At 38.9% G+C, this 23,961-nt stretch carries 24 protein-coding genes and 2 pseudogenes; 16 read left to right on the forward strand and 10 right to left on the reverse strand.

Annotated elements, in window-relative coordinates; all coding sequences use genetic code 11:
• Window positions 1-4 precede the first annotated feature (4 nt).
• From A374_RS03860 to A374_RS03890, 7 genes are all read left to right on the forward strand, one after another.
• Window positions 5-1,051: a polysaccharide pyruvyl transferase family protein gene (locus A374_RS03860; protein WP_007200875.1), complete on the forward strand. Its 1,047-nt coding sequence runs from the start codon at window positions 5-7 to the stop codon at window positions 1,049-1,051.
• A gap of 370 nt (window positions 1,052-1,421) precedes the next feature.
• On the forward strand, window positions 1,422-3,071 hold the full coding sequence (locus A374_RS03865; RefSeq protein WP_007200876.1) for a M4 family metallopeptidase: 1,650 nt from the start codon (window positions 1,422-1,424) through the stop codon (window positions 3,069-3,071).
• Between the two features lie 69 nt (window positions 3,072-3,140).
• Complete coding sequence (locus A374_RS03870; RefSeq protein ID WP_007200877.1) at window positions 3,141-3,740, forward strand: TasA family protein; 600 nt, start codon at window positions 3,141-3,143, stop codon at window positions 3,738-3,740.
• A gap of 661 nt (window positions 3,741-4,401) precedes the next feature.
• The gene (locus A374_RS03875; protein WP_007200878.1) at window positions 4,402-4,926 is read left to right on the forward strand and encodes a DUF3841 domain-containing protein; all 525 of its coding nucleotides are present in this window, start codon (window positions 4,402-4,404) and stop codon (window positions 4,924-4,926) included.
• Between the two features lie 193 nt (window positions 4,927-5,119).
• A complete protein-coding gene (locus A374_RS03880) occupies window positions 5,120-6,235 on the forward strand; it encodes a hypothetical protein (protein ID WP_007200879.1) in 1,116 nt (371 codons plus the stop codon).
• A gap of 259 nt (window positions 6,236-6,494) precedes the next feature.
• Entirely contained in the window at window positions 6,495-7,061 is a 567-nt protein-coding gene (locus tag A374_RS03885; protein WP_007200880.1) for a MarR family winged helix-turn-helix transcriptional regulator, read from the forward strand.
• The gene (locus A374_RS03890; RefSeq protein WP_007200881.1) at window positions 7,054-8,100 is read left to right on the forward strand and encodes a serine hydrolase domain-containing protein; all 1,047 of its coding nucleotides are present in this window, start codon (window positions 7,054-7,056) and stop codon (window positions 8,098-8,100) included. The genes A374_RS03885 and A374_RS03890 overlap by 8 nt, the downstream gene beginning before the upstream one ends.
• 90 nt (window positions 8,101-8,190) lie before the next feature.
• Here the strand turns inward: A374_RS03890 and A374_RS03895 are convergent, their stop codons facing one another.
• Both A374_RS03895 and A374_RS03900 read right to left on the reverse strand, forming a co-directional pair.
• Window positions 8,191-8,409 carry a DUF6366 family protein gene (locus A374_RS03895; RefSeq protein WP_040340315.1) on the reverse strand — a complete coding sequence of 73 codons (219 nt, stop codon included), beginning with the start codon at window positions 8,407-8,409 and terminating at the stop codon, window positions 8,191-8,193.
• A 115-nt stretch (window positions 8,410-8,524) separates the two neighbouring features.
• On the reverse strand, window positions 8,525-8,959 hold the full coding sequence (locus A374_RS03900) for a GNAT family N-acetyltransferase (protein WP_007200883.1): 435 nt from the start codon (window positions 8,957-8,959) through the stop codon (window positions 8,525-8,527).
• A 181-nt stretch (window positions 8,960-9,140) separates the two neighbouring features.
• On the opposite strand from A374_RS03900, the gene A374_RS03905 reads away from it, so the two are divergent.
• From A374_RS03905 to A374_RS03915, 3 genes are all read left to right on the forward strand, one after another.
• Complete coding sequence (locus tag A374_RS03905) at window positions 9,141-9,374, forward strand: hypothetical protein (RefSeq protein WP_007200884.1); 234 nt, start codon at window positions 9,141-9,143, stop codon at window positions 9,372-9,374.
• A gap of 307 nt (window positions 9,375-9,681) precedes the next feature.
• A complete protein-coding gene (locus A374_RS03910) occupies window positions 9,682-10,011 on the forward strand; it encodes a PadR family transcriptional regulator (protein ID WP_007200885.1) in 330 nt (109 codons plus the stop codon).
• A gap of 1 nt (window position 10,012) precedes the next feature.
• On the forward strand, window positions 10,013-10,762 hold the full coding sequence (locus A374_RS03915) for a hypothetical protein (protein WP_007200886.1): 750 nt from the start codon (window positions 10,013-10,015) through the stop codon (window positions 10,760-10,762).
• Window positions 10,763-10,866: 104 nt separating this feature from the next.
• On the opposite strand, the gene A374_RS03920 is transcribed toward A374_RS03915, so the two are convergent.
• A complete protein-coding gene (locus A374_RS03920) occupies window positions 10,867-11,307 on the reverse strand; it encodes an ASCH domain-containing protein (protein ID WP_007200887.1) in 441 nt (146 codons plus the stop codon).
• A 119-nt stretch (window positions 11,308-11,426) separates the two neighbouring features.
• Window positions 11,427-12,923, reverse strand: a complete 1,497-nt coding sequence (locus A374_RS03925; protein ID WP_007200888.1) for a M3 family metallopeptidase — start codon at window positions 12,921-12,923, stop codon at window positions 11,427-11,429.
• A 156-nt stretch (window positions 12,924-13,079) separates the two neighbouring features.
• On the opposite strand from A374_RS03925, the gene A374_RS03930 reads away from it, so the two are divergent.
• The 3 genes and pseudogenes from A374_RS03930 to A374_RS21075 all read left to right on the forward strand — a co-directional run.
• On the forward strand, window positions 13,080-13,979 hold the full coding sequence (locus tag A374_RS03930) for a winged helix-turn-helix domain-containing protein (protein ID WP_007200889.1): 900 nt from the start codon (window positions 13,080-13,082) through the stop codon (window positions 13,977-13,979).
• 117 nt (window positions 13,980-14,096) lie between these two features.
• Window positions 14,097-14,743 (forward strand): annotated as a pseudogene (locus A374_RS21070) (helix-turn-helix transcriptional regulator); the annotation flags it as partial.
• Window positions 14,741-15,312, forward strand: a pseudogene (locus tag A374_RS21075) (DJ-1/PfpI family protein); the annotation flags it as partial. The pseudogenes A374_RS21070 and A374_RS21075, both read left to right, overlap by 3 nt.
• Window positions 15,313-15,436: 124 nt before the next feature.
• On the opposite strand, the gene A374_RS03940 reads toward A374_RS21075, so the two are convergent.
• From A374_RS03940 to A374_RS03960, 4 genes are all read right to left on the reverse strand, one after another.
• Window positions 15,437-16,165, reverse strand: coding sequence for a DUF2812 domain-containing protein (locus A374_RS03940; RefSeq protein ID WP_007200892.1), 729 nt, complete (start codon window positions 16,163-16,165; stop codon window positions 15,437-15,439).
• Window positions 16,165-16,500, reverse strand: a complete 336-nt coding sequence (locus tag A374_RS03945; protein ID WP_007200893.1) for a PadR family transcriptional regulator — start codon at window positions 16,498-16,500, stop codon at window positions 16,165-16,167. The genes A374_RS03940 and A374_RS03945 overlap by 1 nt, the downstream gene beginning before the upstream one ends.
• Before the next feature lie 1,066 nt (window positions 16,501-17,566).
• Window positions 17,567-18,352 (reverse strand): hypothetical protein, encoded by a 786-nt coding sequence (locus tag A374_RS03955; RefSeq protein WP_007200895.1) that lies wholly within the window; start codon window positions 18,350-18,352, stop codon window positions 17,567-17,569.
• Window positions 18,353-18,369: 17 nt separating this feature from the next.
• Window positions 18,370-18,867, reverse strand: a complete 498-nt coding sequence (locus A374_RS03960) for a C39 family peptidase (RefSeq protein WP_007200896.1) — start codon at window positions 18,865-18,867, stop codon at window positions 18,370-18,372.
• Between the two features lie 411 nt (window positions 18,868-19,278).
• Between A374_RS03960 and A374_RS03965 the strand changes: the two genes are divergently transcribed.
• The gene (locus A374_RS03965; RefSeq protein ID WP_007200897.1) at window positions 19,279-19,548 is read left to right on the forward strand and encodes a transporter substrate-binding domain-containing protein; all 270 of its coding nucleotides are present in this window, start codon (window positions 19,279-19,281) and stop codon (window positions 19,546-19,548) included.
• Between the two features lie 117 nt (window positions 19,549-19,665).
• On the forward strand, window positions 19,666-20,760 hold the full coding sequence (locus A374_RS03970; protein ID WP_007200898.1) for a tyrosine-type recombinase/integrase: 1,095 nt from the start codon (window positions 19,666-19,668) through the stop codon (window positions 20,758-20,760).
• A gap of 892 nt (window positions 20,761-21,652) precedes the next feature.
• Here A374_RS03970 and A374_RS03980 read toward each other — a convergent pair.
• Together A374_RS03980 and A374_RS03985 are read right to left on the reverse strand one after the other, a co-directional pair.
• A complete protein-coding gene (locus A374_RS03980) occupies window positions 21,653-22,114 on the reverse strand; it encodes a transposase (protein ID WP_007200899.1) in 462 nt (153 codons plus the stop codon).
• A 460-nt stretch (window positions 22,115-22,574) separates the two neighbouring features.
• On the reverse strand, window positions 22,575-22,871 hold the full coding sequence (locus A374_RS03985) for a hypothetical protein (protein WP_007200900.1): 297 nt from the start codon (window positions 22,869-22,871) through the stop codon (window positions 22,575-22,577).
• 469 nt (window positions 22,872-23,340) lie between these two features.
• Between A374_RS03985 and A374_RS03990 the strand changes: the two genes are divergently transcribed.
• Window positions 23,341-23,796, forward strand: a complete 456-nt coding sequence (locus tag A374_RS03990) for a VOC family protein (RefSeq protein ID WP_007200901.1) — start codon at window positions 23,341-23,343, stop codon at window positions 23,794-23,796.
• The last annotated feature ends 165 nt before the right edge of the window (window positions 23,797-23,961 follow it).

The following is a 23,961-nucleotide window of genomic DNA, read 5'->3' on the forward strand; positions in this document are numbered from 1 at the left end:
TGTTATGAAAAAACTATTATACGTCGGTTGGATTGGTTTTGGTAATTTAGGAGATGAGTTGCTGTATCATGAATTTAAACGCTGGTATCGCATCCTTCACCCTGAAGCACACTATGAAATTATTCCATCCGCTCCCGGCATCGATTTTAAAAACTTATTACCTTACGACGCGGTCGTGTTAGGTGGAGGTTCTTTAGTGTTACCTGGCTATTTAGCTATTCTACAGCAAGCCTACAGTGAGGGAAAGAAAGTCATGATCTGGGGAAGTGGTATTGACTGGCTCGAAGAACAACAGCTCGCCGCTTTACTTTCAGAAGAAAAGCCTACGTCTATTGCATCGCATTTTTCAGCGAAAGATACACAGCTGATGCAAGAAGCCATTGGACATGCGCACTATGCTGGCGTTCGCGGTCCTCTAACGCAAAAAGTACTCCAAACGGTAGGCATCGACGAAACGCTACCAATCATCGGCGACCCTGGACTTCTCATGGCAGCACCTTCTAAAGTCCTACCAAAAGAAAAGCACATTGGCATCAATTGGGGAACAACCTATAATCGCCTTTATGGCGGTCATGAAGAGAATGTCGAAAATGCCCTTCTCCAAGTATGTAAAAAGCTTCTCAAGCAAGGGTACAAACTGACATTTTATATCGTTTGGAAAGAAGACATTCCCGCCTGTAAACGCTTGTTACAAAAAATCAATGATGCAAACGCCACTTTAGATGAAACACTTTATAGCGAAGAAGCACTCATGACACAGTTATCCCGCTTTCAAATGACGATTAATTTCAAGCTTCATGCTAACCTTTTATCGCTAACAGCAGGCGTTCCTTGTGTTGCCCTTGGGTATCGATTTAAAGTATTTGATTTATTTCATTCTCTCGACTTGCAAAATTATGTCGTTTCAACCGGTTCTCCGAGTTTTTCCATAGATGTGATGGATTGCATTCGCCTCATCGAGCAACAGACACCAGAAATTCTGCATACCTATGAGCAGAAGAAACAAGTCTATCTTCCTTTATTAAAACAAATGATTCAATCGCTTCACTAAACACCATGAAATCCGAGTGATGGTAACGTTCCCATTATTCGGGTTTTTTCGATACCTTTCTAACCAATTTCTAAAAAACGACAGAGAAATTACACAAAAATTGTAGAACTATGACTGTTTTTTTCAAGTTTTTTTCTTTTTAGACCTTTTCTATGAAAATTCTACTATAAAAAAGGAGAATTTTTGCTTACATAGGTCTAAAGATCGTGCGAATAATGAACCATGCTGTCATTTATTGTTGAAATTTTCTGATTTTAATGAGCGATTGTTTTCATGCATCTGCGACAAATGGTACAGAGTGTCCATTTTATGGGTAGGTGAAGTAGACTATAATTAAATGGAAACATACCACATTTAAGGAGGAATTTTGTTGAAGAAGAAATTGGTTATTCCTATGGTATTATCAACCGCTTTCATCACGAGCTCATTTGCTTCGGCTTCATCCGCTGCTGATCTTTCTACTCATGTAAAGGCCGGATCCGCACAATCGCTGTTTAAAACGAAAATTCAATCGAAAGTGTATGCCACTAAAAATGCGCACAGTGCTTTACAGTACCTAGAAGCAAATAAAGAGGCATTCGGTATGATTGATCCACAAAACCAATTTGTTCAACAAAGTAAAGAAACCGATTCTCTCGGTATGACACACGTTCGCTTACAACAAACGAAAAATGGTGTACCAATTGAGGGCGCACTTATCACGGTCCATTTTAAGAAAGATGGCAGCGTGGCGAGTGTGACAGGTTATCATAATCCAAAAGTGGAAGTAAAAGCAATGAAAACAGCTGCCGCTTTCTCAAAAGATAAAGCCCTGAGCATTGCTTTAAAATCCGTTAAAGCACCAGATCGTTTAAAGTATACACCAAAAACGGAGCTTGTCATTTATCCATATGAAGGACAACATTATACAGCCTATAAAGTCAATGTGACATTCCAAGGCAAAGAGCCAGGAAACTGGTTTGTCTATGTCGATGCTGGCAGCGGTAAAGTGATTGATCAATACAATGCCATCATGGATGCTGGCGAAGTGAACGTAAAGGGTAGAGGAATTGGGGTAAAGGGTGACGATCGGGACAACTTACATATGTCCTATACAACGGACCGTAAAGGTGTCAAAACGTATGCACTAAAAGATACTTCTCACTCTGGTCTTAAAAGTATTGAAACGTATACGATGAACAACAGCTGGGATGATTGGGATCTACCAGGCGATTTATATAAAGGACCACAAAGCTTCTTTAATCAAAAAGTCGATGCAGCAGCCGTTGACGCCCATTATAACTCCGAAAAAGTCTATGATTTTTATAAAAAGAATTTCAATCGAAACTCCATTGATGGCAAAGGCGGAGCTATCGTTTCATCCGTTCACTATGGAGAAAGCTACGCAAATGCCTTCTGGGATGGCTACTCGATGACGTACGGCGATGGTGACAATGAATTGTTCATTCCACTTTCTGCTGCACTAGATGTCGCAGCACACGAAATGACACATGGCGTAACAACGAATTCAGCGAATCTTACGTATCGTAATCAATCAGGTGCCCTAAATGAAGCATTCTCTGATATTTTCGGAGCACTCATTGATGATGACGATTGGGAAATGGGAGAAGATGCGATGGCGCCAAAAGCCATTATGGATGGCCGCACATCTCTCCGTAGCTTGAGCCAACCCGACAAATATCCAGTCGGCTCTAAATATGTAGCGTATGGAAATGGCCAAGGAAAATATCCAAAACATATGAATGAGTTTTATAACCTTCCTGTTTCATTAGATAACGGAGGCGTTCATATTAACTCTTCCATCATCAACCATGCAGCGTATTTAGCTGGTGAAAAAATCGGTAAGAAAAACCTTGGTAAAATTCACTACCGTGCGTTAACAACCTATTTAACGCCATCGTCTAATTTCAAAGATGCACGCAAAGCCTTAATTCAATCAGCAACCGATCTATTTGGTGCTAACAGTGCTGAAACGACAGCCATAACAGCCGCCTATGATCAAGTTGGCATTACCAACTAATTTTTTTACCCCTTTTGTTCTTTTTTAAGAACAGTATGACCACCTAAACTACTAAAGGAGCTGGATGAAATGAGTTTAAAAAAGAAAATTGGTCTTGGAGTCGCTTCAGCCGCACTCGGCTTATCATTAATCGGTACAGGGACGTATGCGTATTTTAGTGATACAGAAACGTCACAAAATACCTTTGCCTCTGGTACACTTGATTTAGCTATGAATCCAAGTGTACTCGTTGACTTAAAAGATTTAAAACCAGGTGATGTCATTCGTCGTGACTTTACACTAGCGAATAACGGAACATTGGCCATCAAATCTGTCAGCATTAAAACATCGTATGATGTAAAAGATGTTAAAAACGATAACAACGGTAGTGACCTTGGTGGTGACATCCGCGTAAACTTCCTTTTTAACACCGATAAAATGGAAAAACCGGTATGGACAACAACGCTCAAAGATTTAAAAGCGATGAGCCCAGATGCGGTCAAAGATAAATTTGAATCCATTTATGGTGATGCTTGGGGTACGAAAGGGTTAGCACCTAATAGTAAGGACAAGCTAACCGTTGAATTTGAATTTGTCGATTCTGGCAAAGATCAAAACGTGTTCCAAGGTGATTCTCTGAATCTTAAATGGGATTTTACTGCCACACAAACAGCAGGTGAAAAGAAATAAGCATAACCAACAGCCGGTGAAGCCTTCACCGGCTGTTGTTCTGTCTAAAAACCAATAGACGACATCTAAGGAGAGAAAGCTGATCCGCAAGAATTTTAACGACTAGATGCCACCTACACCATCCAATCACATACGGCGATTTACAGCAAAGAGTATGGCTACGATGCTAGTTTTACTACGTTCATTGCACAAAAAGTCGAAAGTTATCTTAAAAGACAGCATAGCCCAGAGAACATCTGGATTGTCGAACATAACAACGACTCGTCTTATTGAAACTTACAAACTGAATTACATTATCTTCCACTGCGACGACAAGACCTTCTGCGCCCTGCGTTGTTATGCTGACATTGGTACCAACGATTGAGAGCAACTATTCAGTAAAAGCAGCAGTAACTTCCATTAATGGACCTTCTCTCTCCCACCTGTTCAAAAATTTTTGGAAAGTCTCAGAGTAGACACTTCTATAGAGTAAGTTTTTATTATGCATTTAAAAACTGATCCATTTCTTTAGACCACTGATCCATTAAGGTGGCCGGGCATATTATATACTTTCTCAGAAAATGAATCTCATTCCCTTAGACTTTTGATAGAATAAAATGGACGCTATTTATGAACGTCTTTTTTTATGAATAAACTACATCATGTTTTGGGAGTGAAAGCGGTGATAGTTCACACGGTACAGCCTTTAAGTATTTACTGGCTGATGCGAGACCAAGGTTATTATGAAGGAAGTAGTAAGTATGTATGCGAAGATTTCAAGAAACCATACGACTGGATGAAAGCTCAGATGATGGATAGAATTCCAGATTACCAGGGATCCTCTTATCCAGTATGGGTTTGGAAACGAACGGTGAATCGCAATGAGGAATGTCTTTTGCCTACGGGGCAAAGAGGTGTCATTTTGACGCTTGATATCCCAGACCAACAAATCCTTTGGTCTTGTTTTGAGTCTTGGCACTGTATTTTAAATGATTCTCCGGTAACGTTGAATGAGGCAGAATGGGAAAAGTATGACAGGGAGAATTGGGCAAATATGCAAGAGACATGGCCCCGCATTTTTGATTTTGACCTATTAAAAACAATAGACCCGGAGTGGCACAACTTTGATGATAATTGGGTTCAAGGTGTCACTCCTAAAATCACAATGGATCAAGTAAAGAAAGTAAAAAGATTCATTGCTAAGTGACAAGCGGGCCAACCTTGCCTTTTAACCACGTGACTCATCAACAGCTTCAAGAAGAAGAGTGTGTCATCCTCACGCGTTAAAAAGGGCGCTTTTTACCACTTGCGAACAAGTGTTCTTTTGCAGTGGAAAGGAATTATGAAATGCTATGTTGAAGTAGTGTAAGGAAACGGTCTTACATACAAGGAGGCGTGATATGAAACGAACAGCCACTAGCATCCTAACAGCCATCAGTGTTCTATCCGTATGGAGTACTACAGCTACCACGAACGCAGCTACTTCTGAACTTGCTACAAAAAAACCAAGCTATTTATATGGACCCGATCATATGAAAGTACGCAATAAAGAATATGGCGTTTTACCGGGTTCTTATATCGCACATTATACGTCCGATCAGTTATCTTCGCTCTACGACGCACAGAGGAAAAAGTGGCATTCACTTCCTACTGATGGCGGTTATCTTGTAAAGAAAAAGAAGTCGCTCTATTTATTCGGCATGCTGAACACAAACGCCTATCAATTTAATGTACAGCAGCAAAAGGCAACACCGTTAAAAGGGAAATGGAGTCCATACTTTGTAACGAACCTGTCTCAAAACGATCTCATGCTAAGCAATCGTGAACCTGACATTCGTCAATCACGAATCTATTACGGAACACCGACCACTCTCGCTAAAGGGCCGCTACTTACTGGTATCTTTGGAGTTGGCTGGCGCGATGCCGCTTCTAAAGAACTATGGGTGGCCACTAATAGCTTAGACATGAAAGACGAGCAGCATGTAAAAAAAGGCTATGTGTATCGAATATCCAAAGACGGCAAGCACATTCGTACATCCTTTACGTTGCCACATGGTGATTTTACTTCTGTAGTACCTATTAAGACACCGAACTTTTTACTTACCGGAAAAAAAGTATGGTATCGCGTGAATACAAAAAAACATACGGTACAATCGATGAAAAATCCACTACAAGATGAGCGATTAGAAGTCATTCAAACCTTCCCATACGAAAAGGGCTCGGTAGTAATCGTTATGAATAGAGATCAAGTAGCCGATCATTTTCAGCTCGTCTATCTATCTTCCAAAGGCACGATTGAGAAGAAACGCACCATTCATTATCCCGCTTCACTTTATGAGTTTCAAAGAAAAGGCCATTATTTATACGTTGGTTCCCAAATTGTAAGCTCCTCGAACATCGGTGGTCACATCGGCATCATCGATCTTCGGAGCGGTAAAGTGGTTGCGCAACGCCTTTTACCAACTCCACGCCAAAAAGAAGAACAATCCTTTATACATTTTCAAGTGAATGACTAATCTTCACCTCCAAAATGAAACCCTTCCTGTAGACAAATGATCATTTTTTCATATTTGGTTAAAATTCACTAGAATTTAGAATAGGACCTTCTAACGAGAGGTCCTTTTTTTCAGTATGACCTAGCCACTGACAAAATCATTCACTGAGATTGTAGGTTTCTGCTAGGAGCTATAATGAAAATAAACAGTATATTGACTATTTTTTCGAACCGTGCTACTTTTACACTAGACAGTATATTGTCTAATGTGGGAGGTTAGTATGGATCTATATAAAGAACTGTTTTTAATGCAACAAACTTATGGTACTTTATTTTCGTTAGCCAATAAAATTCAAATCAAAGGTGACAAGTATCTGGAGCTTTTAACATCCAGACAGTACATGGCCATGGTGGCCATCGCTCATTTACCTGAAGAGGAAACAACGTTAAATAATATTGCTAGAAAGTTAGGAACAACAAAACAGAGCGCAAAACAGCTTGTTACGATTATAGAAAATAAGGGATACATTAAGGTTGTTCCAAGTTCAAAAGATAAACGCGCGATGAATGTGAAGATTACGGAATTAGGAGAAAAGGTACTACTCGTTGTCGCTGAAAAAGGAATCTATTTTTTAGAAGACCTTTTTAAGGCCTTTTCAACAGAAGAATTAGAAACGATGTGGGAACTTTTAAAGAAATTGTATCGTTTTGATGGAGAAAAACAGGATGGATTTGAAGAGGAAGGACGTTTGAACACACAAGAAGAGCATGACGCGTTACAACAAAACGTAATGAAAGAGTTTGAAAGACGAAGAATTGAGGCAAGGGATCACAAGAACAATGTTTGAACTAAGCGGAGATACGTTACGATTAATTAGAAAGAGCTGTACAGGAAAAAAACATATCAAATTAACTGTAGGCTATATTACAGACACTACCGCTGTTACTAAAGTTTATAATGAAGATGGTGAAGTTGATTCATCACAAGATTTTCAGTACGAAATCGGCTCGATTACAAAAACGTTTACCACATCTTTGCTATCGAAATACGTCTTTGAGAAAAAAGTGTCTATACATGATTCCATACAAAAGTACATAAACGGGCTAGAGGCAGACGCGCATTATCCTTCTTTTCTTCGTCTTGCTACACACTCTTCTGGTTATTCAGCAAGACTTCCCTTTACTAAACGTGAATATTGGAATCTTATTGTTGATTTATTGATCGGTGGTAACAAATTGAACGAGAAGAATCCATTGAATATGGATCCTACCATAATGAAAAGGCTCATTGAAAAAAACCAATTGAAAGAGGGGATCGATTCTTGGAAATATTCGAATTTCGGCATTTCCCTCATTGGCTATGCCTTGGGCCAGATCTCAGGAAACGGATATTGGGACCTTATGAACAGCTTTCTTCAAAACGAACTTGGACTAAGCGATACTTATTTAGGTACATCGCATAATATTTTACCTGGCTATAACAAAAAGAATCAAGACTGCGGCAATTGGAGTTGGCATAAAGAAAACCTTATAGCTCCGGCGGGTGCGATAAGTTCTACAGCGGCTGATTTATTGAAATACGCTCAAAACAACTTTTACGAAGACCAACCCTATTTTTCACTTTGTCATAGAAAACACGGAGAGGGAACGAAGAAGTATGATATGGGTCTTGGATGGTTTCTTTTAAAGCGTAACAATCATGTATTGCTACACGGTGGTGGCACCGGCTGCTTTCGTTCTTTTTTAGGGATTGATAAAGAAAAGAAAGTCGCCTCTGTCGTTTTAGCCAATTATAGATTAGGTAGAAATGAGGATGAAAAAATAGGAATGTCACTATTAGAGAGCTTGCAACAATATGTTGTCAGCACTTGCAAACAAGAAATCTAAAATCATAATCTTAGCCAAACGCCAATAAACAGAAGGGAGGAAGAGCGTATTCTACGAACTCCGCTCCTTCCCTTGATGATCGCTCACTTTTTACACATAAAGATCAATCAATCGATAAAGCACATAGCCAATCACCACCACTAAAATCAAGATCGCCATACCTATCCAACCGATTCCGCCCACTACATCTACTAGATTACCATGTTCTACGCGTTTCAAGCCCTCATTAAGAGAACCAATAGGATTGTTTTTTAATTCCTCTTGCTTCAGGCGCTCCCTTTGTTCTGCAGGCGTCTCTTTAGAGTGCATCGAATACACGATTTCATTTTCTACTATCATCATACAACGCACAAAAACAAATCATACATCGATCGCTATAAAAAACGTAGACGACAGCATAAAAATGTGTACGGGCAAGAACAGACTAGAGCGTTCTGTTCATCGTTCGTTTCATCGTTGTAAAGCCGATCTGTTCGTACAGCGCAAGAGCTGAATTTCCTTCATAAACAGCAAGTTTCACTTCGCGCAGTCCTTGATGTCTTAATTCTTCCATACACGCTACTAGTAATGCTTTTCCATAGCCTTTTTTGCGATTGTGCTCAAAAACGAATAGTTCATAAATAAATCCTTGTGGCTCTGCTGTAATTGAATCTTTTATGGTCCCAAATAAAACCCAGCCAGCTAACTTGTCATCTTCTTTTACAACAAACAGCGTTCCATCATTTTTCAAAACGTGGGTCATCATACTATTAGCCGCTTCATTACCTACCGCATACGATCCAAGTGTTCCTTCCGTCATAGCCTGACCAGTATACTGTGCAATGATTTCTAAATCGTCCTGTGAAGCGCATGTAATCATTATCACTGTACTCCTTTCCAATTTTTTAAAAACTTTATCTCTAGTGTAGCATGATTATTTTCACCCATTGTTAAATAATTCTACATATACTAAAATATTGATATGATTATACAGTTGATATAAATAGAGACGTGGTTACGTCATTCATGTTAAAAATACAATAGAAATGGGGACAATAAACATGAGTTGGGTCTATTCAGGAACGATGAGTGGTCAATCTTTTCACATTCATGAGATTGATATTGTAAAAGAAAAATGGATTGACACCGGTGTTCGAGCACAGGTTGAAGATCCTTTGTATGGAGTCATTAAAACATGTCCTATTTGGAAAGTAAAAAAAAATAATCAAGAAATTACATTTGTTGCTGGCGAATTTTCCAATAACGTTTGGGTAATTTACACGAAACAATCGTAATCTTGTTATGTCACTACTACGGGAGAAGGCAACTTTAATTCCGTTTTCTGTAATATAGGAGGCATTTCCTCAAAAGGGGAGGGCCTCTTTTTTATTAAAAAAAGTCGCCTTACACTCAATCCCTTAGGATCGGTACTTCCTTAACAGTCTTTGCAGTAGCGGTTATGATCCCACCTTATTTCAAAAATCTTAAAGATGTAGCTTGAATATCAATTATTCTATATATTGCATTACAAGGTACTATATGGTATTTTTAATCCATACCCTTGTATTACAAGGTACTAAAGGTACTAGAAAGGCGAATCGCATGGCTGACGCTACACAAATGCTAAAAGGAATTTTAGATGGCTGTATACTCGCTATTATTGGAGAAGGTGAAATTTACGGCTACGAATTAACACAAAAGTTACGAGAGTATGGGTTTCAATCTTTTAGTGAGGGGACCATTTATCCTTTATTGCTACGAATGCAAAAGGAAGGATTAGTCACGAGCACCCTGCGCGCATCCACAGCCGGACCAAAACGCAAATATTATGCGTTATCACGAGCCGGCGAACGAGAAGTAGAGGCGTTTAAGAAGCGGTGGAGCGAAGTAAAACAATCCGTAGAGAAGGTCTTACATGAAGGGGGAGTATAAGGTGTTATCTCAACAATCACACCAATTTTTACTAGAGTTGCGCTTGTACTTAGTGCAACGAGGAAAAAAGGACCAAGACATTAACAGTATTGTAGAGGAACTAGAAACTCATCTGTTACAAGCTGAACAAAACGGTGATGATGTAAAAGAAATCATTGGAAAAAGCCGCAAACATCATATGCAGCACATTAGCAAAGAACTACCATTCGATACAAAAGGGATGATCACCTTTCTTCCGGCTGTTGTCCTATTATTGATTGCCTATATGAGCTTTCCGGCAGCACTTCTTGGCCATTTTTCCCTTTCACACAATCTATTGATCTTCGGCTCGCTGCTCGTCATTCTATCATTAGCACTTTTTACGTTTGCCTTTTTTAAAGGCGTAATCAAATCTTCTTTATGGTTCATCACACTGACTTTTTTATCTCAAATCGTTACTACTAGCTTATGGGTTGCTTTTTATATATGGTTACGCCATCAACCGGATTCTACTTATTTCGTTGCTACCCCACTACAAAATGTCGGAATTGTAATAGGGTGTATCATCATTTTTATAGCATCCGCGCTGTATTCAAAATCATGGATATCGATCATCATTCCTTTTGTGATTAGCATCATTCCTATTACAGAAGCGGTGTTGCCAGCACGTTTAAATAAAGACCCACTGATGGTCATTTCGCTACTATTGCTTGTAGTTGTAGGCGCCTACCTTTTGTTTTATATGCTAAAGAAAAAGGAAAAACACGAATAACAATTTTTCATGATGAGGTAGAAGCGAATGCTTTACACGAACCAATAGAAAGAAGGAGCAGCTCAACAAACTGCTCCTAGATGCGTATTCAATCCGTTAGCTTCTCATTTTGGATATACTTTTTTAAATCGTTCACATACAACCAACATAGATGGTTCGAATTCCCGCTCGTATTCTTTCAATAATTGAGTAAAGAACGTTTCATGCGAATCCCACCAATGCTGATAATCGCCTTCGCCTTCTGCTAAAGCAAATTCTTCTGTGACCTCATTCATTGGAATAACTTCAACCGATTGACTTTGAATAATTGCGACGGGTTCATCTTGGCCATTTAACACAATAGAATAGTCGCCAATTTGAGGTAAAGCTTCATTCTCTAACGCATAAAACACAAAACCTGATGTTGTCGCTTTCTTCTTTCCTTTAACGACTAAATCGGCTAACCAATCAGGAGCAACTCCAAATTGAAATGCCTCTTTATATTCAATCCCTTCCATGTGATGAACGTTACAGTAATCCTTCCAAAATTGTTGTATGTGATCCATCCATCATCATCCTTTATCGTACTTACTTTTTTACATCCAACGGGACGCTGATTATTCTGAGTGTCATGCAGAGCGACTGAACGAAACGATCTCCAGCAGTCGTCTCACGAATAAAGCTCCTACGATTCTCTGCTTGAAACAATTCTTGTCAATGCTTCTTCCCAAAACGTCGGCATGGTTAAATCAATGTGGAAATGTTTCATCATTAAAGCTTCCAATGAGGCTGTGCCTGTATCACGTAACAACGCATTAAAGTTAGCGAAAAACGTTTTTTGATTCGTTTTGTAATAAGCAAGCAATCCCTCACTGAGTAAATAACCAATTGTATACGGATAATTGTAAAAGGGGACCGCATCCTCATAAAATTGGATGTATTTAATCCACACATAATGCTGATACGAAGAGAGGCTGTTACGGTAGGTACGTTGTTGCATGGTGATTGACAATGCTTCCATTTCCTCTGTTGAAAGGGGAGGACCATGGTGCTCGTACAAAGCTTCTTCAAATAAAAAGGACGCTCGAACATCACATAAATAATTGATATCACGCTGTTTTTTTTGTTCCAACAGAGCGTGACGCGCATCATCCTTTGTTGTTTGCATGAGCACATGATCGAGCCAGATACCTTCAAAAAATAAAGCGGCCATTTCAGCCATTGTCATCGGTAATCGATCATCTAAAAACAACGACGTATCTTTTGGTAGCTGCAAATAATGCCACGCGTGACCAAGCTCATGAGCGAGTATGCGCGAACTTTCAATCGTTTTTCGATAGGGTAGCGCAATGCGAAACGCTTCATCTGCGAGAAAAGGAATACAAACACCTCCTGGCCCTTTATGGGGAAGCGGAGCAGCGTCTAACCACCGTTCAGCGGAGCATTGTTCAATCATCATAGCAATCGGAGGGTGGAGAGAGCGAAACAACGTCTGCAGAGAAGAGAGGACCTCTTGTAAACACATTCCTTCCTCCTCATGACCTTGTTCACTCATCACCGTATGCCAACTCGGTTTCTTCATATTCTGCATGACGTTCGGTACATACCGATCCACAACGTCCCACATCGTCTGTACCGTTTCTTCTCGTATTCTATTTCCTTGCAGCGTCCGCTTATACACATTGTCTGCCGAGCGAACAGAAGAAATCTCTTGCAATAACGTCGCAAAGTGATGAGCTTGTTCTTGAAGCGTAGCGGTAAGCGCTTTGTAGGCTTGCTGCTGTTCTTCAAGAGACGTTCCTCGCATCGCTATCTCATGAATTTCACCAAAAGAGTACTTATTTCCATCCATCGCTGGCGTTAGTTCATGACGAAGCGCTAAATAACGATGGGTCCAATCACGACCCATAAAAGACGTTGAAGCAGCGTTCGTTTTCGATTGAGCAGTTGCTTTAAGATGCGCTATGCGCGAGGCAGCGGTTTCGTTAGGTGCTATTCCGTCTATATGCTGACAATACGAGTAATACGCTAGTATCTCAATTTCATGAATCTGCTCGCTCGAAAGCCTTTCTAGCGCAGCGACTTCCGCTTCTACTCTCGTCAATGCGTCTAACCATTCCCCTTCGTTCTGAAATAACGAGCGCAAGTCCCATCTTACATGCTTTTCGTCCACGACCTCCATAAAATCACTCCTTATTCTATGTAACAAGAACGCTAGCACTAGTTCAATTATCATTGAACTATCTTGAATTGTCAATAATAGGATGATAAGGTAATAGAAAGAAAAGCCTTCTATTTGCTATGATAAAGAGAGAACTAATAAAAAGGACGTGTTACTTTGCACTACACACTACATATTGACGATCATCCGATGTATGAATGTTTATTGAGTTTTTTGCTGTATAAAAGAAGAGCCAATCTTAAATATTTAGAAAAAGGGACGGTATGGCTTGCTGAAGTACATGCTCAACTACCACTGGCGACACAAGAGAAAGTACAGCAAGTTGAAGACTCCGCCTTCCCAGATGCGCTTTGCTTATTCATTCAGCACCATAACACAAAAACAATCCCTGCTTTTTTAGAGTGGTTACAAACCGTCTCTGTTGACCATATGTACCAGCTATTAGCACCTCATATTCAAGCAAAAGATGCGCCGCTATTGCTTCAACTAGCCTCTTTACGCAACGACTATACAGAGCTACTAACCGCTTGGTATGACGGTTATTTTCAGCACCAAACCGCACTGCAACAACTCATTAGTAGCGGTGCGACTCTAGTTAAAAAGGCGCAAGCTACAATGTGTGCTACAAAGGTAGTAGAGACCTTTGCTACGGGCCTACAGATCGAACAACACGCCATTGAAAACGTAACGCTTATTCCATCTGTTCATTTCCGACCGCTACATACATTTAGTACGTTTAAAAACCAGCTATTCGTCTGGTTCCCAGCACCTGAATCAAAAGATCCCATGACGACGACCCTCCAAATGACAAAAGTACTTAGTGATCCGACACGGTTAAAAATCATACAGCTTCTTGCCAAACGAAAGCGGACGTTCACTGAAATTGTCCAAGAAATCGGTGGAACAAAAGGAAACGTGCATCATCATATTATGACGTTACGTGCAGCGGGACTCCTTGCTATGCATTTAACCGATGAGCATGCCTTTCAACTCAGTACGCGCGTGTCATTTATTGACTACTTACACCAAGCGTTGCTGGAAATGGTAGAGAAGTAGGGGAGAGTAGGGGGAGCCTCTTAAAAAGCAGAATCGTAAAGATGAAGGGAATGATGAATCTAGGTTAACTATTGCACCATTAAAAGTGAAATGAATTTTATAGAGAGGTAGAAGAACATGCCTAAAACCGATAATATGCTAGCCATTTTATGGATGCTTCGTTCAGGTAACAAAATTACCGCACAACAAATTTCCGAAAAGTTAGAGATGAATACACGGACGGTGTACCGATCATTGCAGAGGCAGGCCATAACGGCGGCTATACTGTATTGAATCATTTCAAGGAGGCGCCTCTTTTTTTCAATTACGAGGAACAAACTTCTCTCATTCACGCAGCTATTTTTGCCGAAGAAGCCGGATATTATGGAGGCGAAGCACTACATAGGGCTCTGCCAAAACTAAGTAACTACTCCAATCAAGCGCAGGAAACAAAGATCAACCATCATGTAACGAGCCTTGAAGTCATGAGCCAAGTACGGCCACTTTCTATTGAACCGTTATTGAAAGTGCTAGAACAGGCCGTAGCGGATGGATTCTCAGTCACTATTCTTTATTATAAAAGTAACGAAAAGCAATGTAGTGATCGATTGATAGATCCCTACAAGTTGATTTATTGGAAGAATAAGTGGTATGTTATTGGATTTTGTCATCTTAGGAAGGAGATTCGAAGTTTTAGAGTCGATCGCATTGAACATCTCTCGCCATCACAAAAGAAATTTAACCGACCCGAACACTTTTCAGCGCATGACTATTTTTTCAGTAGTTCAGGAAGATATTTCAAAAACGGGATAGCACCTTTAAACGTCATTACGGTAGGAGCTACTAAAGAAACCATTACGACGATGGGAGGACTAAGGATCGCACCAGATCTTTCGCTTGATGAATGTACATTTGAGGATACAGATCTTTTAATTTTACCAGGCGGATCTACTTGGAGCGAAGAAATTCATCAGGCAATCTTAGAAAGAGCAGAACAAGCATTACAAAGAGGTACAATCGTTGCTGCCATTTGCGGTGCAACGGACGCTCTTGCCAATAGAGGATGCTTAAATACGAGAAAGCATACAAGCAATAACTTAGCATACACCAAAATGATGTGTCCTAACTATAAAGGAGAAACGTTCTATCAGTTGGAAGTTGCTGTAGCTGATGACAATGTAGTGACTGCATCAGGGGTTGCGCCTCTGGATTTGCAATGGAAGTCATTAAAAAACTTGATGTATTTGCACCAGATACATTACATGCATGGTATCACCTCAATAAGACACACCAACCAGAATACTTTCTCCAGTTGATGGAGTCACTGAAGGAAGAAAGGAACATCTCAATTTAACAGATAGGGTGGGGGACAGCCAACACTTCAGAAATTTTGCATGCTAAGCAAATTGCAAAAAATAAAAAGTCGATTCCTTAGCGTACAGGAATTCGACTTTTCGCTCCATAACAAAGTCTAAATGCTAAGCTCTTTTTCTCCTCATTTGTTGATCAAGAGACATGATAACCCAAATAACAGATGGAAGCGCTATCGCTCCAGCTATCATATATGTTAGGAGGTTAATTGCAGAATCTGTGTTTGTATCACCACCAAATAACAACAGAAGAACCGCAATTAATAAGAGGAGGAATGGTATAGTTTTCACTAAATTGACTAATCCCTTTCGCTCTTCTATCTTCCATTTATTACGATATGTTGTGATTAAAGTCCAAGCTGTTGGGATGGCAATTACACTAGAAATAACAGATACTCCAAGAAATATTGATTGTAGGGTACCAGAGCTTATCATTGCACAGACCCAAACGAGTGCTGATAGTAGAATAAACGGAATGGCTAATTTTTTTATAGAATCACTTGAATCGTTATATTTTTCAATTGTTGTGTCACGGTCAGTATAGATCGGTTTTGTACCAGGCTGCGCTCGAAATAAATGGATGTTTGCTTCTGAGGCAATATGCGACCATCCAGATGATGAAAAAAAGTCAAAGTATTCATCTTCCTCATTCTCTCTTAATGAACGATAATCTACACTATAGATATAATCTGAGCTTTCTCCTTTTTCAAGGGTATACCCCAAAAACGTAAAGCCACTGACATGCCAACCCTTTAAAGAAAATCGGCGTAATTTTTCCATGTCCTGATCCTCAGAAAAAGCTAATCCACCTGACGTAATATACTTTGTTTGTTTCATTATTCAATCTCCTTCAATTCAGTTTCCGCTAATTGAAGCATCAATTTTCTTAGCTTCACATCTTCTTTTAATACTTCTTTGCCCTGTTCAGTAAGCAAATATGTTTTACGTCTTGAATCCGATCCGTCATGCAAATAAATCCACTCTTGTTTTACTAACTTTTTAATAATCGTGTACATTGAAGCAGGGCCTATAGTAATTGCCCCTTTTGTTGTTTCTTCAATTAGGTTCATAATAGCGTAACCATGTCTTGGTTTTGTTAAAGCAGCCATAATATAGAACATTGAATCCGTCAATTGCTCATTTTTCTTCAACTCATCACCTTCTATATCCATTTAGGATATATCACATTATGATATAACCTTCTAAATACACTATACCACCATGAAATATATACGTCTAGAGATATATCGCAATTAGATATATCGTATTGTGATATTTATTCATAATGGAACAATGGTACAACAACATATTACGATGGCATACGTGTTCCTGTCGGCGGATCATCGTGAGATTCAAATCCCCATTACGAAACTGGGGTAGGTACGACCCTTGATCGTTTTACAAGTAATCCATTTTCTTCCTTAATAACAGAATGCCTGTGATCGCTTAAGGGAAGTCTGGAGCAATCGTTTAGCGCAGAGTCAGACGAGCGAGCGCTTTTGTTGCTGTGATTGCCTCATTGTCCGGTATTATAATCAACGCTCTATAAAATGAAAACGAGATGAGTAACTTGGCCATCGTTGACAAACGAATATAAGCAGCTTCTTTATTGTTTTTTACAAATAAAGGATGTCGCTCACGCGCTCTCTGTTGCAATTAGAAAGAAGAAGACGCATTACGACCCATCTCGATGCAAATTTAAAAACACCTAAAAACTAGAAGTATCTACTCATTATTTTTCCTAATAATTAGGAAGTAAAGATAATTAGGGATTATCTTTACTATAAAACACATTTTGAAAAATATTCTATTACTTAAAAAATCATCTGAATGTAAAGGGTTTTGCAAGGGATAAAACGAGAAGGGTATATTTTATCCGAAAATCAGCCTTTTTTTATAAGTGCAAAAATTGAAAGCGTGAGATAGATTGCTTTTCTTAAAAAGTTTTTTTGGGGGATATTTCTTATAAGAAAAAGGTTCGATGAAGGTGGCCAGCAGAGGGGATGATCCTCTTTTGGAATGGCTGGTAAATGAATCAACTTCGGAATTCAGCTCTATTACTAGTGAAAACGATGTATATAACCGAAATGAAATGCCAGAAGTAATTTATATGCAAAATGAAAAATGCATCGTTCCAGTATGGAGAGGAGGCTGTTTTTTCATAAGGGAAGAACGAGAACGTTTCGTTATCATTTGAAGTAAAACTAAAAAAGGGTAGCAAAATGCTACCCCGAAACATTAATTTTTCAGTGATTTTTTACGAGACCTGTAAATGAGATAAGAACTACCTGCCAATCCAATTAGAAGGGATCCAATGCTATAGATCATGGTACGGTCCAATGCTTTATCTTGAGATTGTTTTTTTCCATCTAAATTATTATAACCGCCTCCTCCAACATGAGCGTATTCTTTTCCTGGAGTGTCGTTAACAGGTGACACAGTATGGCTTTTTTCAGCGAATAATTTTTGTTGGAAATCCTTGAAGGGCATGCTGGAACTGATTTTTCGTTTAGCTGAAGAATCGATGGGATATAGCGTATTATCGCTGAGTTTAAACCAACTATCTGAAGTAGATTCTTTAACAATCATAAATGGTTTGTCTTCCGATTGTTGATCTATACCTTCAGCTATGTCTTTTCCCCCGCCGATTCCAGCCAAAGCAAATTTTTTTTCTTTGTTTTGAAATGTGCTTATAATGTTTGCGGGTTGATCGTCTTGGTAAATGACGGAATAATATGCGTCTAGTTTTTCTAACCCATTGCCATTGTTTGGACTCAATGTGAATTGAAAGACTGGAAAAAGCTTGCTGAATCGCAAATGATCGTTATCTTTTAGGTGGTATAAACTTGGGTCATCAGTTTTGATGAGGTTCATCACATCCTCTTTGAAATGCTCATCTGCGTACGTTTGTGCCTCAACAGGAACTGAAAGGTCAGGAGCAGCTGCTGAAGCGGATGTGCTGTTCATACCTGCAAAAAGACTGCTTGCGAGCATAGTAGTCATTGCGAATCTTTTTAAGTTCATTGTTTTCCTCCTCAATGTTAGCCCATTTGTAGCCTGGTATGTGTCCAGGAAAACTGATTGTTGTTTTTTAGCCAACTGATCGATTTAGTAGCGTATTCTGAAGTATAATCGGTATCGTTATCTCCATCTTTTATCCAGAGATAATGAGCTTGGTCGCCATCGGTATTATAGCCTCGAATAACAATAGCATGTCCTGCGCCATTAAGTTTACCTTTTGACTTCCAACCGATTCTTGCCAATAAAGGTCTTTTCTTGTCAATTTCTTCTCGAATGGTTAATAAACTGGCTCCGCTACTCACAACCACTCCCCGCTGAACTTTGGCGCCAATGAATGCATTTGCAACGTCTTTGTAGAAATCGCCTCCTTCATTGCCACTACAAGAACTTTTGTTTTTGCCCCATTTGTAGTAGGTGCATTGCGTATGATATTCATCTTTGAGATAGTCAATAACAATTTGCGTTCCTGCTACCCAACACCAGCTGGTTTTTTCTTGACTGTATCTTTTTGGATCCAATCTTTTTTCTGCTCCATAAGCTAACGAAGCTGTACTGAAAACGATTAGGTTAAAGAAAATAAGCGCTAATACCAATCCTTTTTTTACATATTCATTTCATAGTTATTTTAAAGGAATAATTTAGGTAATAACATAGTTCTTTCTTCCTAAATATTAAAATAATTCTGATAAATAGTGCTAAAAATAAATAATTTGTCGGTAAAAGTATTTAGGTTTTTAAAGACTATTGTTTAATGTATACTTCAATTGCGAGTAGAACGTCTCAAGCAAAACGATCCCTGCAACACAGTTCAGTGGGGCTTTTTCGTTCGTATATTAATAATTAGTAATGAATAAAAAGGGTCATTCTTTTTCCGCCCTCAATAACTAAATGAGTAAAAGAATAAAATTCAAATAGGGGGCAAGGTATATATGAAAAAGATGGGACTTTCGCTTACTGTGTTAACATTGGCACTAACACTCGGAGCATGTGGTAAAAAAGAGGATACGCCTGTTAAGAATGAAGCGGTCAATGAGGTATTGAAAGTGGGAACGGATGCTACGTTTAATCCTTTTGAATTTAAAGGGAAAGATGGGAAATATACTGGGTTTGATGTAGAACTTATTCAATCTCTTGCAAAAGAAATGGGTTACAAAGATGTTGATTTTGTAGAAACAGAATTCAAAAGTTTTTTTCAGTAAATATAGGTGGTTTTAACCACCTATATCGTTCGTGAAAGTTAAGAGTTATCTTTACCATGTATTATTTAAAAATAAACTGATATACTGTGGAAAGAAGCATGAAAGGTAGGAACAGTGATGGATCTTATAGCAACCATGCAAGCATTAAGTGATGGCTCGTATTTACAGCAATTAAAAGACACATTAGCGCAGCAAGATGTGTTAGATGAACATCGCAATCTCAATTTAAGTCAAAGCAGCGAAGAAGATTTCATTACTTGGTTTTTCTCATTAAAGATCTTTAAAGACGGCAAGCAGTTTTCTCCACATACATTACGTGCCTATAAGGGAGATGCCAAGACGTTAGTCGTGTTTTTACTAGAGCATGATCTTTCTTTTCGAACGATTGGGTTTCCAGAGGTGAAAGCCTACAATCGATATGTAACGGAAAAATACGCTTCAAAAACAGCCATTCGAAAGCTCGATTTTTTTCGACGGCTGTTAGATTTTGGCTATGAAACGCATTTTTATACCGTGCTACTATCAACATGGATTGACAAGCCAACAGCTCGTAAAGGGCACGCCTATAGTCAAGAAGATACCTTCGAGTTCATGCGAGAAGAACGTCGAGAATTACCGCAAGATGAAGCGGAGCGGCTGCTTGCTTTTTTCCCTGAAATCGTGAAAACAGATCGCTACAAAGAACAGTTGCAAGCACGTAACTTATTAATTGGTTACTTATTGTATACGACCGGACTTCGTGCTAGTGAACTTCTGCAGCTCAACTGGGGAAGTTTTCGCAAAAATCGGCGGGGGACTTTGCTTATGGATGTTATAGGAAAAGGAAGAAAACCTCGAACCATTCCATTAAAAAAAGAAACAGCCGACGTATTATTTCGTTATCGGGAAATAACAGCACAAACAACCGTTTTAAATCCTCGTGATCTCAGTCCCTTATTTTATACGTTTCATTATAAAGAACAAAAGCGGTTAACCTATCCTGCGCTTTATAAGCTCGTAAAGCAAGTCGTAACAGCGGCCCAGGAAAAGACCGATATAAGTCCTCACTGGTTTCGTCATACATTCGTCACCGTTATGCTTGAAAATGACGTGCCACTTGCTGTAGTGAAAGATTGGGCAGGGCATGCTGATATTTCCACTACAAATATATATTTAGAGCGAATTAACCAAGATCGAATGGATGAGCATTTAGACAAAGTAAAAATGTTTTAAAAATAGGGAAGAGACGTTCATAAAGAACCTCTTCCTTATTATTTTCTTACTAAAGTAAATTACTAAGAACGGGGAAGAACAGAGTAACAAGAGAATGATCGTTTTATTGAACTGTTCGTAGCGGCTACAACGTACCACACATGGTTGCCCTGAAGCTAATTCTTTCATTTTATAGAGTGAATCGTTCAAGCTGCTTTGGTTTCCAAAGCAAATCAGTTGGATAGCCATTTATTTTACCCGAAAAATATGAGAAAGGAATTCCGGCTGTCATGGCGGTATGCAACTAGCATAATGCTTGTACGAACACTGACAAGTAAAACTCAAATATTATCAGTTACAGCAATAACAAAATTATAATTTCAAAGATCCAGGATGATTAAGTGATCCTTCTTATAAATTTCGTTTCTGTCTCAATTACTAAGTATTCTTATTCAATTGAGACGTATTTCTAATGATTTCACAACTTCCTAGAATATATATTATGTTAACTAGAAAAAAACATAAGAGCTTTTCCCTTATGTATGTTTCGATATGATTAATGACATAAATGCATTGTGCAGTTTTTATAAGGGATTAATCGTATGTTCTAATTGTTTAAAGTCAGAATCATTAAATAAGGGCTTTCAAATTCGTTATTAAATCCATGGTTTTGTAACTAAGGTTGTATTAGATGGTTGGTTTACCCATAGTAGCTATTTATTATCTCCCCACAACCTATCAACTTTGCATAGCTTTTCCCCACTGAATTCAAGTTTATAGATATCGGGTTTTGTAGTTTGAATTAGAAACTCATAGTTGTACTTTCTGTCAAAATAGTTCATTATTGCAGTCATTATTGTACCAATTACTACTCTTTTTCCTCTCTACTCCTCAAGTAATGGCAAGAATATATTCATAGCCCTGTATGAAGGTATTCCTGCTCCCGATATCTGACCGTCTTCGCAATCTTCGCAATGGCTCCACACACATGAAATTGATACCGTTGAAGCCACTCTTTTAATCGACGGGCTGCTTGTTTTAAAGTAGTAGCTTTCAAAACATAACGCATATGATTTAAGGCTTCATGGATGTGTTTCACGGCGGGATCTTCTTGTTTCCATTCTACGCCCCATTCCCGTTCCTCTGTGCGTAAATCCTCTGGTTGTCGCGCCAAACATCGATCAATGAGACGCGTTTGATACTGTTTCTTCGCTTTTTCCAAGTTGCGTCTTCTTCGTTGGAGAGCTTTCGTGAAAAATTGAATCAAATAAAAACGATCTAAAATGTGAATGACATGTGGAAAAACAGCTGAAATGGCTTTAGCCATTGTCGGTGCGAAGCCAGAAACAACATGAGAAATCTTCCCTGAGATCATGGTAACGCAGATGAAATCACATCTTCATCACGTCCTGGAACAATGGCTAACAATCTCCCTTTTCCATTTTTAGCGTATAACTAAGAAGTAGGCACTTGTGTAACCGTTCAACCCAACAGGGGTGACAGAGTGAAGAAAATTACACATCTTAGTTTCTATTCTTATAATTCTAATAGGACAATGAAATTAAACAAAATATGCAAAAATCACACACCAAAGGAGCAAACAATTGTACAGAGAATGTAGATCGGTTGCTTTTTTGTATATATTTCTTTCTGTTCCACAAAGCATCTATAACAGCTATCAAACACAGACAGAGTAACACGAACAATATACCTCGTTGCACCGCAACATTGCTCGTTACCTTTTCATAAAAAACGACGCCTAAGAGCACGAAGATAGCTATAAATACTCTCGCATATTTCATAAACACTTCTCTCCATCCATCTATTTATTATATTTAGTCCAAACTCGATACACTCAGCAGCAAGGATGAAAAAATAAGTACCATATAAAGATTTCTCTTTGGGTTTCTAGCTTCATAAACCTTATGATGCACAACCCCTTCAAGCATTAAGTAAACGAGTAGCGCACTTACGGCTTTTTTTCCAACAAACTTGGTTGTCCCAGTAACCCATGGCCCGCCAAAAAAAGCCATTCCCATAACAACAAAACATAAAAGAACTATTCTTATTTTTTCAAGTTTATAGGCCCTTTTCTTTAAAACGTCCTGGTCGTCTTCATCTATATTTCTCATAAAATCACGCTCTTTCTAGAGAGATTTTTCTATCTCACTACCTTTAGGATATTACCTACTTCTTCCACCTTTTTTTATACTATAAACCAGGAACTGACTTTGTTCATTGAATCAAATTCACGGTGTTTTTCATTGTAAATGTTTGTAACCGAACCAACAGTAAGGGCAGTGATTTTCAATGAAACATAGATTACACACGATGTTCAAATACAATTCAGTGAGAATTAGTCCTGTTACTAAACATAGTTCTAGGATATTGATGATTGCTAACCTTCTTTACACTGGAATCTATAGGATCATCTACGCAAGTAGTTTAATAAGTACGGAATCCTACGTTAAATGTAATCATACCCATCTATGTCGTTTTTTCTTTCGCTTCATAAATTTACTATTCATAGGTTACAAGGTCTTTTTCATTTATAATAGAATGTAGTAAGCTTACGCTATTTACATAGAAGGAGATTAGACGATGAAACACACTTCATTATTGCGAATGGATAATATCAGTATTGTTGTTGCCTCTCTCGATCATGCCATTTCTTTTTTTCAAGAGATTGGTTTAACGCTAGAAGGACGGGCGATGGTTGAAGGTGAATGGGCAGGTCGTGTTACGGGTTTAGGGGACCAATCGGTAGAGATTGCGATGATGGTGACTCCAGACGGTCATAGTCGCATTGAACTTTCACAATTCATCTCGCCTCCTATTGTTTCCGATCACCGCAATGCGCCCGTTAATGCGCTCGGTTATTTACGCGTTATGTTTGCCGTGAAAGGCATTGATGAAATGGTAGAGAGACTCATTGATCAGCACGGTGCAGAGCTTGTCGGCGAAGTCGTTCAGTATCAAGACGCCTATCGCCTTTGCTATATTCGTGGTGTCGAGGGCCTTCTCATCGGTTTAGCAGAAGAGATCCGCCAGCAATAGCGGAACAGCATACATTCTAGCGCTTCAAAATCATATCAGCAAAAAGAGCTTGGTATGTTCATAGGCCGTTCACTTTTGAAGTACCCGTAACGATAAAAACATCTATAATCGCAGTGCAATTCGACTTTGAATTCGCACTGCTTTTCTTTGTACTAATTTAATAAA

The organism is Fictibacillus macauensis ZFHKF-1 (assembly GCF_000269865.1).
Taxonomy (GTDB): Bacteria; Bacillota; Bacilli; order Bacillales; family Fictibacillaceae; genus Fictibacillus_C; species Fictibacillus_C macauensis.